This is a genomic window from Nocardia sp. FBN12 (assembly GCF_050320175.1).
Classification (GTDB): Bacteria; Actinomycetota; Actinomycetes; order Mycobacteriales; family Mycobacteriaceae; genus Nocardia.
In genome coordinates, this window is record NZ_CP190048.1 from 4203648 (window position 1) to 4216907 (window position 13260).

General features: G+C 66.2%; 15 protein-coding genes and 1 pseudogene. 7 read left to right on the top strand and 9 right to left on the bottom strand.

The annotated features are described in order from the left end of the window. Positions 1 to 14 precede the first annotated feature (14 nt). Positions 15 to 1184 carry an MFS transporter gene (locus ACQHI0_RS20020; protein ID WP_427909234.1) on the top strand — a complete coding sequence of 390 codons (1170 nt, stop codon included), beginning with the start codon at positions 15 to 17 and terminating at the stop codon, positions 1182 to 1184. Positions 1185 to 1305: 121 nt separating this feature from the next. Here ACQHI0_RS20020 and ACQHI0_RS20025 read toward each other — a convergent pair whose 3' ends face one another. Beyond that, on the bottom strand, positions 1306 to 2313 hold the full coding sequence (locus tag ACQHI0_RS20025) for a 3-isopropylmalate dehydrogenase (protein WP_427903378.1): 1008 nt from the start codon (positions 2311 to 2313) through the stop codon (positions 1306 to 1308). Between the two features lie 313 nt (positions 2314 to 2626). Then, a complete protein-coding gene (gene serA, locus ACQHI0_RS20030) occupies positions 2627 to 4225 on the bottom strand; it encodes a phosphoglycerate dehydrogenase (protein ID WP_427903379.1) in 1599 nt (532 codons plus the stop codon). A gap of 133 nt (positions 4226 to 4358) precedes the next feature. Here serA and ACQHI0_RS20035 point away from each other — a divergent pair, with 133 nt between their 5' ends. Continuing rightward, on the top strand, positions 4359 to 5162 hold the full coding sequence (locus tag ACQHI0_RS20035; protein ID WP_427903380.1) for a nucleotidyltransferase domain-containing protein: 804 nt from the start codon (positions 4359 to 4361) through the stop codon (positions 5160 to 5162). A gap of 89 nt (positions 5163 to 5251) precedes the next feature. Here the strand turns inward: ACQHI0_RS20035 and ACQHI0_RS20040 are convergent, their stop codons facing one another. Continuing rightward, entirely contained in the window at positions 5252 to 5455 is a 204-nt protein-coding gene (locus ACQHI0_RS20040; RefSeq protein ID WP_056812000.1) for a cold-shock protein, read from the bottom strand. A gap of 416 nt (positions 5456 to 5871) precedes the next feature. Between ACQHI0_RS20040 and ACQHI0_RS20045 the strand changes: the two genes are divergently transcribed. Further along, positions 5872 to 6654: an MHYT domain-containing protein gene (locus ACQHI0_RS20045; protein ID WP_427903381.1), complete on the top strand. Its 783-nt coding sequence runs from the start codon at positions 5872 to 5874 to the stop codon at positions 6652 to 6654. On the opposite strand, the gene ACQHI0_RS20050 is transcribed toward ACQHI0_RS20045, so the two are convergent. Beyond that, the gene (locus ACQHI0_RS20050; protein ID WP_427903382.1) at positions 6651 to 6854 is read right to left on the bottom strand and encodes a cold-shock protein; all 204 of its coding nucleotides are present in this window, start codon (positions 6852 to 6854) and stop codon (positions 6651 to 6653) included. The two genes, ACQHI0_RS20045 and ACQHI0_RS20050, sit on opposite strands and share 4 nt — an antisense overlap. A gap of 111 nt (positions 6855 to 6965) precedes the next feature. Between ACQHI0_RS20050 and ACQHI0_RS20055 the strand changes: the two genes are divergently transcribed. Beyond that, positions 6966 to 8321 (top strand): hypothetical protein, encoded by a 1356-nt coding sequence (locus ACQHI0_RS20055; RefSeq protein WP_427903383.1) that lies wholly within the window; start codon positions 6966 to 6968, stop codon positions 8319 to 8321. Here ACQHI0_RS20055 and ACQHI0_RS20060 read toward each other — a convergent pair. Beyond that, complete coding sequence (locus tag ACQHI0_RS20060) at positions 8311 to 8754, bottom strand: NUDIX hydrolase (RefSeq protein ID WP_427903384.1); 444 nt, start codon at positions 8752 to 8754, stop codon at positions 8311 to 8313. The two genes, ACQHI0_RS20055 and ACQHI0_RS20060, sit on opposite strands and share 11 nt — an antisense overlap. Before the next feature lie 76 nt (positions 8755 to 8830). Between ACQHI0_RS20060 and ACQHI0_RS20065 the strand changes: the two genes are divergently transcribed. After that, positions 8831 to 9478 carry a hypothetical protein gene (locus ACQHI0_RS20065; protein ID WP_427903385.1) on the top strand — a complete coding sequence of 216 codons (648 nt, stop codon included), beginning with the start codon at positions 8831 to 8833 and terminating at the stop codon, positions 9476 to 9478. A gap of 214 nt (positions 9479 to 9692) precedes the next feature. Here ACQHI0_RS20065 and ACQHI0_RS20070 read toward each other — a convergent pair whose 3' ends face one another. Beyond that, positions 9693 to 10595: a hypothetical protein gene (locus ACQHI0_RS20070; protein ID WP_427903386.1), complete on the bottom strand. Its 903-nt coding sequence runs from the start codon at positions 10593 to 10595 to the stop codon at positions 9693 to 9695. 227 nt (positions 10596 to 10822) lie between these two features. On the opposite strand from ACQHI0_RS20070, the gene ACQHI0_RS20075 reads away from it, so the two are divergent. Continuing rightward, positions 10823 to 11341 (top strand): hemerythrin domain-containing protein, encoded by a 519-nt coding sequence (locus ACQHI0_RS20075; protein ID WP_427903387.1) that lies wholly within the window; start codon positions 10823 to 10825, stop codon positions 11339 to 11341. A 158-nt stretch (positions 11342 to 11499) separates the two neighbouring features. Here the strand turns inward: ACQHI0_RS20075 and ACQHI0_RS20080 are convergent, their stop codons facing one another. The 3 genes and pseudogenes from ACQHI0_RS20080 to ACQHI0_RS20090 form a co-directional block, all read right to left on the bottom strand. Continuing rightward, a complete protein-coding gene (locus tag ACQHI0_RS20080) occupies positions 11500 to 11994 on the bottom strand; it encodes a hypothetical protein (RefSeq protein ID WP_427903388.1) in 495 nt (164 codons plus the stop codon). 229 nt (positions 11995 to 12223) lie between these two features. Next, positions 12224 to 12742, bottom strand: coding sequence for a zinc-binding dehydrogenase (locus ACQHI0_RS20085; RefSeq protein WP_427909235.1), 519 nt, complete (start codon positions 12740 to 12742; stop codon positions 12224 to 12226). After that, positions 12725 to 12967 (bottom strand): annotated as a pseudogene (locus tag ACQHI0_RS20090) (alcohol dehydrogenase catalytic domain-containing protein); the annotation flags it as partial. The pseudogene ACQHI0_RS20090 and the gene ACQHI0_RS20085, both read right to left, overlap by 18 nt. Between ACQHI0_RS20090 and ACQHI0_RS20095 the strand changes: the two are divergent. Continuing rightward, entirely contained in the window at positions 12867 to 13256 is a 390-nt protein-coding gene (locus ACQHI0_RS20095; protein ID WP_427909236.1) for a hypothetical protein, read from the top strand. The pseudogene ACQHI0_RS20090 and the gene ACQHI0_RS20095 overlap by 101 nt on opposite strands. The last annotated feature ends 4 nt before the right edge of the window (positions 13257 to 13260 follow it).

The window sequence follows — 13260 nt, forward strand, 5'->3', positions numbered from 1 at the left end:
GCAGACGCTGGCTGATGCTCGCCCTCGGCGTCTTCGCGCAGACCTCGAGTTCGATCTTCATCCACGGCACCCCGTTTTTGCTGCCCGCGCTCACCGCTCGTGGCGATTCGCTCGCGTCCGCCGGTGCCCTGGTGGCATTACCGACCGTAGGTCTGGTCTGCACCCTGATCGCCTGGGGGTATGTGGTCGACCGGATCGGCGAACGCATCGTGCTCGTGGCGGGCGCGCTACTGATGTTCGTGGCCGGTGTCGGCGCCGCGGTGGTGGACAACCCGGTCGCGTTCGGCGCGCTGCTGTTCGCCGGCGGAATCGGCGCCGCCAGCTCCAACGGAGCCAGTGGCCGGTTGATCGTCGGCTGGTTCCCACCGGATCGGCGCGGCGTGGCCATGGGCATCCGGCAGGCCGCGCAACCGCTCGGTGTCGGCATCGGCGCGATGACCATTCCGTGGGTCGCCCAGCACCACAGCATCCCCGCTGCACTGCTCGTCCCCGCGCTGATGGCGGGCGTTGCCGCGATCGGCTGCCTGATCGGCATCGTCGACCCGCCGCGTCCACCCGCCAAGGCCGCCGATCGAGCCAACCCCTACCGTGGCGATTCCACGCTGTGGCGCATCCACGGCGTCTCGATCCTGCTCGTCATCCCCCAGGGCACCCTGTGGACCTTCGGCCTGCTGTGGCTGCACCGCGACCTCGGCTGGTCACTGGCCGCGGCGGGCGCGCTGATGACCGTCACCCAATTCCTCGGCGCTGCGGGCCGGATCGGTGCCGGAGCCTGGTCCGACCGGGTCGGCACCCGGCTCGGCCCGCTGCGCCAGGTGGCGATCGCCGCCGCTATAACCATGGCCGCGCTGGCCGTCACCTCCTGGACCGACTGGTGGTGGGCGGCCATCCCCCTGATGATCGCCGCCTCGGTGATCTCGGTGTCCGACAACGGTTTGGCCTTCACCGCCGTAGCCGAGATCGCGGGCCCCTTCTGGAGCGGCCGTGGCCTCGGCATCCAGAACACCGGCCAGAACCTCGCGATAGCCGCCGTCCCACCGCTTTTCGGCGCGGTCATCGCCGTCACGGGCTTCCCCGCGGTCTATGCCTTGGCCGCGATAGCCGCCGCGGCGGCAGTACCCCTGGTTCCCAGGCCCCCGAAACCAGCTGCACAGCTGGTCGATTCATCGACAAACCGCGAATAATCTTTCAGCACAGTCGGATACCTCAATCCCTTGCTCACCGAACGTCATTCGATCCACAGCCACGAATGACAAAGGCTCGCTCCGGCATTCAGCCGGAGCGAGCCTTTCGCGTGCGGTGGGATCAGACGATGGCCGCGATGCGGTCGCCGACCTCCACGGTGGAGGCGGTGCCGGTGCGCGCGGCCAGGTCCTTGGCGACGGCGGATTCGATGCGGGCCGCGCCTTCGGTGTTGCCGAGGTGATTGAGCAGCAACGAGACCGACAGGATGGCGGCGGTCGGGTCGGCCTTGGACTGGCCCGCGATATCGGGGGCACTGCCGTGGACCGGCTCGAACATCGACGGGTTCACGCCCGAGGCGTCGATATTGCCCGAGGCGGCCAGGCCGATGCCACCGCTGACAGCGGCGGCGAGGTCGGTGATGATGTCGCCGAACAGGTTGTCGGTGACGATCACGTCGAAGCGGCCCGGGTCTGTCACCATGTGGATGGTGGCAGCGTCGATGTGCTGGTAAGCCGTTGTCACATCGGGGAATTCGACGGCGACCTCGTCGACGGTGCGCTGCCATAGCGAGCCGGCGAAGGCGAGCACATTGTTCTTGTGCACCAGGGTGAGGTGCTTGCGGCGGGCCTGCGCGGTGGCGAAGGCGTAGCGCACGACGCGCTCGATGCCGAAGCGGGTGTTGTTGGACACCTCGGTCGCCACCTCGTGCGGCGTGCCGACGCGGATCGCGCCGCCGGTGCCGGTGTATGGCCCCTCGGTGCCCTCACGCACGACTACGAAGTCGATATCCGGGTTGCCCGCCAGCGGGCTGGTGACGCCGGCATGCAGCTTCGACGGACGCAGGTTCACGTGGTGATCCAGCGCGAAACGCGTCTTGAGCAGCAGCCCACGCTCGAGCACACCACTGGGCACCGACGGATCGCCGATCGCGCCGAGCAGAATCGCGTCGTGCAGCTTGAGCTCGGGCAGCACCGACTCCGGCAAGATCTCCCCGGTGCGGTGGTAGCGCGCGGCCCCCAGGTCGTACTCGGTCTTCTCGACACCGGGCACCACCACGTCGAGCACCTTGAGCGCCTCGGCAATGACCTCGGGCCCGATGCCGTCACCGGCGATTACTGCAAGCTTCATCAACTAACTCCGTTCAAAGGAAAAGCGTGCCGCCCACCGCCACGCAACGAGTCCGCCATGACCAACTCCCCAGCCACACCGTCAAACCCCAAATCCGCCATGACCGCACTCCCAACCCCGCACCCGCGACCCCTGGGGAGCGGCGGCCACGAAGTGGCCGGTCGCGGCCGGGTCGCCGGTTAGGCGCCGGTGCGTAGGCGACGAAGGAGCAAGCACCGGTGCCTAACCGGCGGCCCCTCGGGGCCGCGACTCGAGCGCGCCAGCGCTCCAATAAACACAGCCAGTGCCTAATGGACCGCCAACACCCCGAGTCTCAGGCCAAATCGACCAGCACAACCTTCGAAGCACCAACAGCCTCAGCGATCGCGGTCTGCACCTCAGCCGGAACCTCAGCGTTGACGCGCAGCACCACGGTGGCGCCTTCGGCATCCACGTCCTGGCTCAGCTGCGCGGCCAGGATGTCGATCTCGGCCTCGCCCAGCTTGGTGCCGATCTTGCCCAGCGCACCCGGCTTGTCGCTGTAGTTCAGCACGGCCAGGTTCAGGCCCTCGGCGCGCATGTCGTAGTTGCGGCCGTTGATGTTGACAATCTTCTCGACCAGGTTCGGCTCGGTCAGCGTGCCTGCCACGTTCAGGGTCGATCCGTCGCCGAACACGGCGCGCAGGTCGACGACGCTGCGGTGGGTCGGGCTCTCGGTGGCGGTGGTGACGGTGGCGGTGATGCCGCGATCCTTGGCCAGCGCGGGCGCGTTGACGAAGGTGACCTGGTCCTCGACCAGCGCCGAGAACACACCGCGCAGCGCCGACAGCTCCAGCACCGCCACATCCTGCGCGGACAGCTCGCCACGAACCTGCACCTCGACGCTGACGGGCAGCTCGTTGGCGATGGCACCCAGCAGCGCGCCCTGCTTGCGGACGACGTCCAGCCAGGGGGCGACCTCGTCGTTCACAGCGCCACCGGTGACGTTCACCGCGCCCGGCACGAACTCACCGGCCAGTGCCAGCAGCACCGACTTGGCGACATCGGTGCCCGCGCGGTCCTGCGCCTCCGAGGTGGAAGCACCGAGGTGCGGGGTCACGACGACCTGCGGGAGGTCGAACAGCGGCGAATCGGTGCACGGCTCGGTCTCGAACACGTCCAGGCCCGCGGCGCGCACGTGGCCGGACTTGATGGCGTCGGCGAGCGCCTGCTCGTCGATCAGCCCACCACGCGCGGCGTTGACGATGATGACACCCGGCTTGGTCTTGGCCAGGGTCTCCGCGTTCAGCATGCCCTTGGTCTCAGGGGTCTTCGGCAGGTGGATGGAGATGAAGTCGGCGCGCTCGAGCACCTCCTCCAGGGTCAGCAGCTCGATGCCCAGCTGGGCGGCGCGCGCGGGCGAGGTGTAGGGGTCGTAGGCCACGATCTTGGTCTCGAAAGCCGCCAGACGCTGTGCGAACAGCTGGCCGATGCGGCCGAGGCCGATCACGCCGACGGTCTTGCCGAGGATCTCGACACCGTTGAACTTGCTGCGCTGCCAGGTCTTCTCACGCAGGGTGGCATCGGCGGCCGGGATCTGGCGCGCGGCCGAGAGCAGCAGCGTGACGGCGTGCTCGGCGGCGGTGTGGATGTTGGAGGTCGGCGCGTTGACGACCATCACGCCACGCTCGGTGGCGGCGGGCACGTCGACATTGTCGAGGCCGACACCGGCGCGGGCCACGATCTGCAGCTTCTTGCCCGCGTCGAGCACCTCGGCGTCGACGGTGGTGGCGGAGCGCACGAGAATCGCGTCGGCCTCGGGGACCGCGGCGAGCAGCGCCGGGCGGTCGGGTCCGTCGACCCAGCGAACCTCGACACCGTCACCGAGTGCGTCGACGGTCGACTGGGCGAGCTTGTCGGCGATCAGAACTACAGGACGGCCTGCTTGGCTCACAGTGGGGTACTCCTGGGGAAGAATGGGTCGGCATTACCGCCGCCCAGAATAGTCGCCCGGACTTCGGCTGCCCTTACCCCCCTGCCCGAAAACCGGGTGAAGCCTGGGCGCCGCGCCCCTCTACCATCACCGCATGTCATTGCGCACCGTCCCCGATTCGATGGACCCGGCCGTGGTGGCCGCCGTCGACGCCGAGCTCGATCGGGTGGCGGCCGAGCACACCGTGTCCATCCGGCTGGCCATCGAAAGTGGCAGCCGTGCTTGGGGTTTCCCCTCGCCGGACTCCGACTACGACTGTCGTTTCGTCTACGTGGCGGGGCTGGCGACCTATCTGTCCCCGTGGCGCACTCGCGATGTGATCGAAACCCCGCTGATCGGCCTGCTCGACGTGAACGGCTGGGATCTCGCGAAGGCGTTGCGCCTGCTGGTGGCAGGCAACGCGGTGCTCGTCGAATGGTTGATGTCGCCGATCGTCTACCGCGGTGACGAGGCGTTTCGCACCAGGTTGCGCGAGGTGGCGACGGAGGTGGCCGATCGCGACCGGATCGCCCGGCACTACCTGCACCTTGGCGCGCGCCAGTGGGCGCTGTTCGAGCGCAACGGCGGCTTGAAGAAGGTGTTCTATTCGCTGCGTCCGGCGATGGCGCTGCGGTGGCTGCGTGAGCACCCCGGCGCCGCGGTGGCGCCGATGCACCTGCCGACACTGCTCGCCGAGTGCGACCTACCCACCGACCTGGTCGCGGCCATCGCCGAACTGACCGAGCTCAAGTCGCGCACGAGAGAAATGGGTTCGGCGGCCCCGCCTGCGCTGATCGCGGCGTTCATCATCGACGAATTCGCCCGCGCGACAACGGAGTTCGATTCGCGCGGTCCGCGTGACCTGACCTCGGCCCGGGCGATCACCGACGAGTTCTTCCGGGCCGAAGCCCTGCGATGACTACGTCCTGCGACAACTACCCCTGAATAGCAGAAACTCCGCACCAGCTGGTGCGGAGCTTCACATTCGTACGCTAGTTCAGCGCAGAATCAGATGGCGCGAACGTCCTGAGCCTGGGGGCCCTTCTGACCCTGCCCGACCTCGAACTCCACGCGCTGGCCCTCTTCGAGGGACTTGAAGCCGGAGCCGCCGATCGCGGAGTAATGCACGAAGACGTCCGGGCCGCCTCCGTCTTGGGCGATGAAGCCGAAGCCCTTTTCGCCGTTGAACCACTTAACAACACCCTGTGCCATTTCAAAACCTTCTGTAGATGAGCTAGGTCCTAATAGTCCGGTCCTGGTCTCGATGTCCACCATGCCATGATCCGACGAATTCGGCCACATCCCACGGTGCAAAGTGTGCGAACTGTGAGGAAGGCAACCCCCGGAGGCCGCCAGCTGGTGCTGCCGCAGGGGTGACGTGGCCCGCTTTCGGGTGGATGCTCGGCGTATGCCGAGGTAGTTGCTCCGTGGATGCCGGATTAGCTGGGAGAACGCACCAAACCGACTGGCATGCTTCACCATCGAGAGCTCTACGTATTTGTGACGCGTCATCGTCAGCAACCCTAGATATTTTCGAGAAACCCAGTGCGGCAAATTCCCTACCAGCGTATTTTCCGAGTTCGGGAGGGCTCGCACGCCTCGCCGGGAAATCACGCTAGGAGTAGACGGTGCTGGATATCAACCATTTCACTTACGGCTGGGTAACGCCCCTGCTGGCCTATGCCATGTCGGTCATCGGGTCGATGCTGGCGCTGCGTTGCATGGTTCGCTCGCGCGCTTCGGGCATGCACGGTGGCTGGCTCACCGCGGCCGCGATCGCACTCGGTGGCACCGGTATCTGGGTCATGCATTTCATCGCGATGCTCGGTTTTTCGGTACGCGGCGTGACCATCCGCTACAACGTTCCCGTCACCTTGTTCAGCGCCGCCGTCGCCATGGGTGTGGTGTGGCTCGGATTGTCCATCGTGGTGCGCCGCAGCTGGGACAGTGCCGCGTTACCGGTCGGCGGCACCATCACCGGACTCGGTGTGGGGGCGATGCACTACGCGGGCATGTACGCGATGAAAACCGACGCCGAGATCATCTACGACCCGGTCGTGGTCGCCGCGTCGCTGGCCATCGCGGTGGTCGCCTCTATCGCGGCCCTGTGGTTCGCCCTGCACATCCACGGTTTCCTCGCCACCATCGGCGCCGCCCTGCTGATGGGCGTGGCCGTCACCGGCATGCACTACACCGGCATGTTCTCGATGAGCGCCCACACCAGCGCCCACGTCGCCCACGCGACCGGCGCCACCGCCGCCCAGCTGCTCACGCCGCTGATCATCGGCATCAGCATGGTGACCATGATCCTGCTGATGCAGGTCGGCATCACCGAAGCCGAGGACCCCAACCTCACCCGCCCCGTCCACAACCAGAACGCGAGCCGCTTCTGGCCGAGCGGGCAGAACTAACCGGCCTGCACGTGGTGGGCTTCCGGCCCGCGCCGAGTCTCGGTGACGGTGTATTCCACGCGCTGACCGTCGCGCAGCGTGCGGAACCCCTCGCCGACCAGCGCGGTGTACTCCACGAACACGTCGGGTCCGCCGGCGTCGGGGGTGATGAATCCGAACCCCTTGCCGCTGTCGAACCAGGCCACGACCCCGCTTGGCATCAACCGACCTTCCGACTCCTGTGCCTGCCAACCTGATTCGCTCATCGTCGCATGCCGGTGCCCGCGACACGAATGGCGTTCGATTCCAGGAGCCGATCGCCTGGTCGTGACATGGATATGCTCGGCGACACGGTCCGACCGGACCGGGTCAGCCGCGAGAACGGGGATTCGGTGCCGCCTTCCACCGTTCGCTGCGCGGCCGAAGCCGTCACGGTCTTCGTGGCCACGTCGGTGGCGGCGCTCGCGATCATGTTGCCGCTCAGTTTCGCGTCGTTGGCGGCGTCGCTGCACGTCGATCTGCTGGTGTTCAACGTGCCGAGGGCGATGACCGGCGCCGCGTTCGTCGCGGTGATCACCGCCGCGGTCACCATGGCCATCGGTAGCGCGCGAACGGCCCGCTGGACCGCACTGCTCGCCCTGGTCGGCATCCTGGTCAACCATCTGGCCTTCATCCCGGACAGCACCGACGGACATCTCGACGCACTGTCACTGCCCACCCTGAACTTCATCGACGCGCTGCTCGCGGGTGTGGTCGTCGGCGCGCTCGCGGTCGCGGTCTGGAACGAACCGTTGCTGCGCACCGTCTACTTGTTCGGCACGCTCGGCGGCACCATTCTCGGCGACCTGACCCAATCCCCCACCGACCCTGACTCCGACGGTTTCAGCCGCGCGCTCGGCGGCACGCTGCCCCTGTGGTTCATCGCGGCGAGCGTGCTCGCGCTCGCCTATTTCGCACTCACCACCGTGGTCCCGCCCCGCTCCACCATCGAAACCGCCATCCCGCTGGCGCCGGTGTTCGCCGCCGTCGTCGCCTTCACGACGACCATCATCACCGCACTCGCCGTGGCCTCACACAAGACCAGCGCCCCCTATCTGATCGTCGCCTCGATCGTCGCCGTCGCGACCGCGGTCGCGGCCGCGATGATCCTGCCCGGCCGTGACGGGATCCTGGTCCTGCAGATGAGCAGTTTCTCGGTGGCGGGCAGCCTCGTCATCACGCTGCCGCGCTCCGGGTGGGTCGATCTCGCGACCCTCGCCGTCACCGCCGCCTGCCTACTGATCGGCATGCGCGTCCCACGCCCGCTGGCGGCCGCGGCGAGCGTGCTCGCGCTGGCCTGCTTCGTCCTCGCCGCGGACGTCTTCTCCCCGCCGACAACCCTCACCGCCGCCCTCGGCTGCCTCGCCCTCGGCGCTGTCGCCGGGTACTGCCTCGGCACTTCGGTCCCGGTGAGCCCCGCGTCCGGAACCGTCGGTCTGGCAATTCTGTTCGTGCCGTCGATCGGTGTCGCCTTGAGCGACAGCGATATCGGCCACCTCGCCTATTCGTCCTCCTGGTACCGCACCACCGATGTCGACCGGGGTGTCGGCCCTGGCGCGGTCGCGGTCGTCGTCGCCCTCGGCTGCACGGTCGCCGTCCTTGCCCTGCTCCGCCACCGCCCGGCGCCGCCCGAGATCGTCAATCCCTAGCCGATCCCCACCCGTATTCCGAGAACGCCTGTCCTGCCATCACCTCGCCGATGCCGACCCGGCAGTAGTCGACGATCTCGTGCGGCAACCTCGCGGGATCGAACCATTCCAGTTCCGAACACTTTTCGGGCTCACGGTTGGCGACCAGGCCGGTCCAGCGGCGCACAGTGAAGAACATCTGCACCCTGCCCGCACTGTGCAGCACATGCGCGAATTCGATGTCGCACGCCTCTATTTCGACCCCCACCTCCTCGCGCGTCTCCCTGATCAACGCCGCCACCGCGGACTCCCCCATCTCCAGATGCCCAGCGGGGACATGAAACAACCCGTCCCCGAACCCCGTGTTCACCCTGCGCCCCAACAGCACCCGACCCTGGGCATCGAACAACACCAGATGAACCCCCACCAGCACCCGATACTTCGCCACTGTCACCCCTCCTGATCGAATTCCCTCCCCTAGAACTTCGAGACAGCGCCTGCCACAGATGTTTTCGGGGTATACCCACGGTATGAGTTTCCCGGTGTCCTTCGGGTTCGCCCAGGTCGGTCTCCTGGCCCTGATCGCCCTCGCCATCGCCCTCCTGGTCATGGCCGCGCTAGCCGTCACCCGCCGCCGCGGCCCGAAAGCCGTTCTCGGCCGTGCGATCCCCGGCGCCACCCTGCTCCTGGTAGCGGTCGTCCTCCTCTGGATCGCCACCCTCCTACAGACCTACCTCGGACTCACCGGCGAGATCAAAGCCGCCCACGTTGTCGCGAAACCCGTTGCAGGCCAAGAACACCAACTCGACCTGGTCCTCACCCAGTTCGACGAAGACGGCACGGCAGGCCAACCGACGACCCACCGCATCGAGGGCGACCTGTGGGCCTTGCAGTCCAACATCGTCGAACTCGAACCGTGGGTCAACGCCCTCGGCTTCCACTCCGGCTACAAGATCACCCGCCTGTTCGGCCAACGCCTAGACGGCAAATCCCCCGCCCAAGACCACACCTTCCTCAACGGCGGCGACCGCGACTTCTTCGAGGACATGAACGAAAACCGCTGGTACACCTCCCCGTTCATCCGCTCCGCCTACGGCAACGCCGTCATCGCCACCCCCGGCGAATACGACGTCTTCATCTCCCGAGACGCCATCAAAGTCCGCCAGACCGAGGGTTAGTTCACCCCGAATCCCCCGATCCCGGGTGTAGAAAGGCCTCGCGACCGACTTCGCCCCCGCCACCTGCTGGACCGACTCCGCCCTGCTCCTCAGTGCCATCGCCCTGGGCGACACAAAGCTGCTCACCCAGGCCATGGATCCTCACTACACCGCCGCTGGGCCGCCCTCTACATGGTTCGCTCTCGCATGCCGGGGCGGCGGCGTCGTGAATCGCTCAGTCGAAGAGTTCGCCAGCTCGGGTGGCGGTCACTGCCTGCATGAGCCATGCGTTGAGCTGATCGAGGTCGACGGTTTCGGCGAGGAGTTCGCGCTGGGCAGCCGAGAGCTCGATTCCACGACCGGTGAGCACGGTCAGCACCGAACGCGCGACACCCTGAGCGACCCCCTGCTCAAGGCCCTGCTCGAGGCCCTGCTCGAGGCCCTGCGCACGCAATCTCTGAGCAGATTCCGAACGGAAGAACGACAGATCCGTGTCCATTTTGTCCCTCCAGAGCTGGGCGGCGTCGGTGTGCGAGATTCCCTGTTCGATCAGTTCGGCGTAGAACTCGGTCTCATCGTCGCACCCCCGCCTGCGGAAAGCCACGATGATCGAGTCCAGTATCTCACTGATCTCCGGCTCACGCGCGTGCGTGATCGCCGACAGCGCGGCCAGGGGCAAATCAGCGAGCACCTCCGCTGGATCGGTGATCGCCGGCACGTTGTGTGGGCCGAGGACCAGCGGTTGCAGCGTGAAGCTCGTCCAGCCCCGATACGTGAGTGTCAACGGGCTGCTCGCCCACGTGGCGGTCTCCTTGTCATGGCAGACGACCACCAACACGACCGGCAACTCGTACTTGTTGTGCAGGAATGTCACGTAGTACGACCACGCAGCGATCCTGGTGCTGTCTCTGTTCGACTGCGCCTCGACGATCAGCAGGAACTCGTCGTCCGCGGTTGTCACCCGCAGGATCGTGTCGGCACGCCGTTCGACCGGCGCAGTCGCGGTGAGATCGACCGAAATCTGTTCCACTGCAATGGGTTCAGGAAAGGGGAGATCAAGAACGCGGAAGGCATGACCGACTGCGGCGGCATCATGGGTGAAGATCCCGTGCATCGCCTCATGCGATGAGCTGACCATGCGCGAAGGCTATCAATACTCGAACAAGAGTTCGAATCGGACAATTGGCGCACAGGCTGCCGACCTCACACGGGCGCTCCAACAACCATGGCCGCTAGACAACACTCGGCTCGACTCCGGAGACGCTCGCGTATGGACTCGGGTGAATGAACGATGTTCCGTCCCCTCTCGCGCGGATGTAATTGATCCACGACGCGGATCACCCCGCACGACGAAAGGTCAGGCAGATGTCCGAACGCGATATGGCCATGATGTACGCAGCACACGACGCCTTCCGGCGCGACCTCCGAGCGCTCGCCACCGCCCCCGATCCTGAACGCTGGACACAATTCCGCACCCAACTCTCCGTCCACCACACCGCAGAGGACGTCGTACTCTGGCCGAGCCTGCGCCGCCGCGGCGTGAGCGCACAGTTGGTCGAGGCGATGGCCGCCGAACACGACCGGATCGATCCGCTTCTCGCCCAGGTGAACCGAGCCTTCGACACCGCGGGCCCGGAAGCCGCGCGACCAACGCTCGTGGCACTGTCCGAGCTGTTGCACAACCACCTTCACCACGAAGAGCAGGAAACCCTGCCATTGATCAACGATCGAGAATGGTCACTACTCGACCGAGAGATGCGCCGCCGCATAGGCATTCGCGGCCTTCGCTCCTACTACTCGTGGTTGCTGCGTGACGTAGAGGGTGAACGCCGCCGCAGGGCGCTGTCCACAATCCCCGGCCCACTACGCCTGGTCATCTCGTAGACGAATAGTTGCACTTCTACAGTTCGGAGCCACTGAGGTCCCGATACTGCGCGACACGATCCCTCGATTCCCTGACGGCTGGGATCGTCACAGCCAGACGGGACCCGACCGACTAGACGCGCTGCATGTCGATGACGTATTTGCCGACCAGGCCCGTATCAGCCCTCACCACACGCGAATTCCATAGACAGCAGCAGCTTTTCGCCGCGTGCTACGCTATCGCGCTGAGCATCGGATAGCTCGACGACCGTGCGGAGTGCATTGCCGCCGATTACACGGTCGACGCTGATACGACAATCGTCAGGATAGTCTCCGTGAACTAGCCATTCCGCACCAGGCCGACCAGGTCGGCCTATCTCCCGGAACGCGGCACCAGGCGCCACAATGTGATCTTGTGGTCTATCGACCGCCGGGCCTATGAATATCTTCGATACGACCAAGCGGTCGAGATTTGCTGTGCTGGTCGCGACAGTTTCGAAGCCGGTCACCTCGGTTGCGGCGGCGTGCTGCATGGCAAGCGGCGGATCCAACTCCGCACGGATCTTGGCCCAGATGACGATGCAGACAAGGACAACCGGCACGACGACGACAACGACAAGAACACCGAGACCTGCGAACCGGCCGAGTTTAGGAATGCGGCGGACTATCGACATGTGTAGGCTCCGTCGATCAATTCGGATGCTTTCGCGTACGAACCCTCGTTCATCTTGAGGTAGTTCTTGACCTGCGGGCCGAGATCCGCCTGCGCCAGATAGTCTCTCATGGCGCCTTCCGCGTTGTATCCCGCAGCCATGAACTCATCACTCCTGGGACCGCGCAGGTCGGGCCGACTCCGTCAACCGATCGTAAGTTGCCGTGGGTACGCGACGACATCCTTGCCCCTTATCGGTCTGTGCCCCGGGTGAGCTCGGCGATGCGGTCGACCGACGGGTTGTTGCTGAACATTTTGACGCGCCGGGGCGCGGTAGCTGCCCGCAGCCCGGTACTGAGCATGGAGGAAACAACACGGTCCGGGTCGAAGGCGAATGCGATCAGCCGCCCTCTGCGGGCCAGCCGCGCCTGGTAGGCACCCAAGCCGGTGCCGACGACATCAACGATCACATCGAATCGATCGAGATCATCGGGTCGGGTCGTGCGGTAGTCCAGTGCATCGTCTGCGCCGAACTGGGTGATCCAGTCGAGGTTGCGCGCGCCGGCGAGGGCGGTGACATGCGCGCCGAGTGCCTTGCCCAGTTGCACGGCAACGCTGCCGACGCCACCGGTGGCACCACGGACCAGGAGCCGCTCCCCGGCCTGGAGCTGCGCTTTGTCGGTCAACGCGGTGGTCCCCGACACCGGGAGGGCGGCGGCTTCGAGCAGGCTCAGATTCCGCGGGGCGCGGGCGAGCCGCTGCTCGGGCACGGCGACGAAGTCTGCGATGGCCCCGAAGGTGAAGTGCGGCATGAGCCCCCACACCTCATCGCCAACGGACCAGGTACGCACGTCGGCGCCGACGGCCACCACTGTGCCGGCGAAGTCACTACCGATGCCGCGAGGGAAACGGGTTCGGGTTACCCGGCGCATCTTGCCCGCCCTGAAGGCGGTCTCGCCTGCGTCGACGCTCGCGGCACGCACCTCGACGAGGACTTCCCCCGGTCCCGGCCGGGCGTGGGTATATCTACGATGCGTAGCACCTCGGGAGGGCCGAAGCGGTCGAACTGTACGGCACGCAGGAACCGGCACAACCACGTCGGCTCCGCGAGACTCGAGCTGCGAGCAACTGCTGATGGCGGCCGGCACCGACCTCCTGGCCCGTGCTCAGGACGAGGGAACCATCCGCGACGACGTGACAATCCTCGATCTACTCACCCTCGCCAATGGGTATCCCTGGCGGTCGAACATGCTCCCAGCGCTGCCGAACACGCCACGCGACTGATGGG

Excerpts from the sequence above, each read along its gene's own strand:
- ACQHI0_RS20055 (WP_427903383.1), top strand. The coding sequence starts at position 6,966 with ATGGATATGCTCGGCGACACGGTCCGACCGGACCGGGTCAGCCGCGAG.
- ACQHI0_RS20065 (WP_427903385.1), top strand. The coding sequence starts at position 8,831 with ATGAGTTTCCCGGTGTCCTTCGGGTTCGCCCAGGTCGGTCTCCTGGCC.
- ACQHI0_RS20040 (WP_056812000.1), bottom strand. The coding sequence starts at position 5,455 with ATGGCACAGGGTGTTGTTAAGTGGTTCAACGGCGAAAAGGGCTTCGGC.
- ACQHI0_RS20075 (WP_427903387.1), top strand. The coding sequence starts at position 10,823 with ATGTCCGAACGCGATATGGCCATGATGTACGCAGCACACGACGCCTTC.
- ACQHI0_RS20070 (WP_427903386.1), bottom strand. The coding sequence starts at position 10,595 with ATGGTCAGCTCATCGCATGAGGCGATGCACGGGATCTTCACCCATGAT.
- ACQHI0_RS20050 (WP_427903382.1), bottom strand. The coding sequence starts at position 6,854 with ATGCCAAGCGGGGTCGTGGCCTGGTTCGACAGCGGCAAGGGGTTCGGA.
- ACQHI0_RS20035 (WP_427903380.1), top strand. The coding sequence starts at position 4,359 with ATGTCATTGCGCACCGTCCCCGATTCGATGGACCCGGCCGTGGTGGCC.
- ACQHI0_RS20095 (WP_427909236.1), top strand. The coding sequence starts at position 12,867 with ATGCCGCGAGGGAAACGGGTTCGGGTTACCCGGCGCATCTTGCCCGCC.
- ACQHI0_RS20080 (WP_427903388.1), bottom strand. The coding sequence starts at position 11,994 with ATGTCGATAGTCCGCCGCATTCCTAAACTCGGCCGGTTCGCAGGTCTC.
- ACQHI0_RS20020 (WP_427909234.1), top strand. The coding sequence starts at position 15 with ATGCTCGCCCTCGGCGTCTTCGCGCAGACCTCGAGTTCGATCTTCATC.
- ACQHI0_RS20025 (WP_427903378.1), bottom strand. The coding sequence starts at position 2,313 with ATGAAGCTTGCAGTAATCGCCGGTGACGGCATCGGGCCCGAGGTCATT.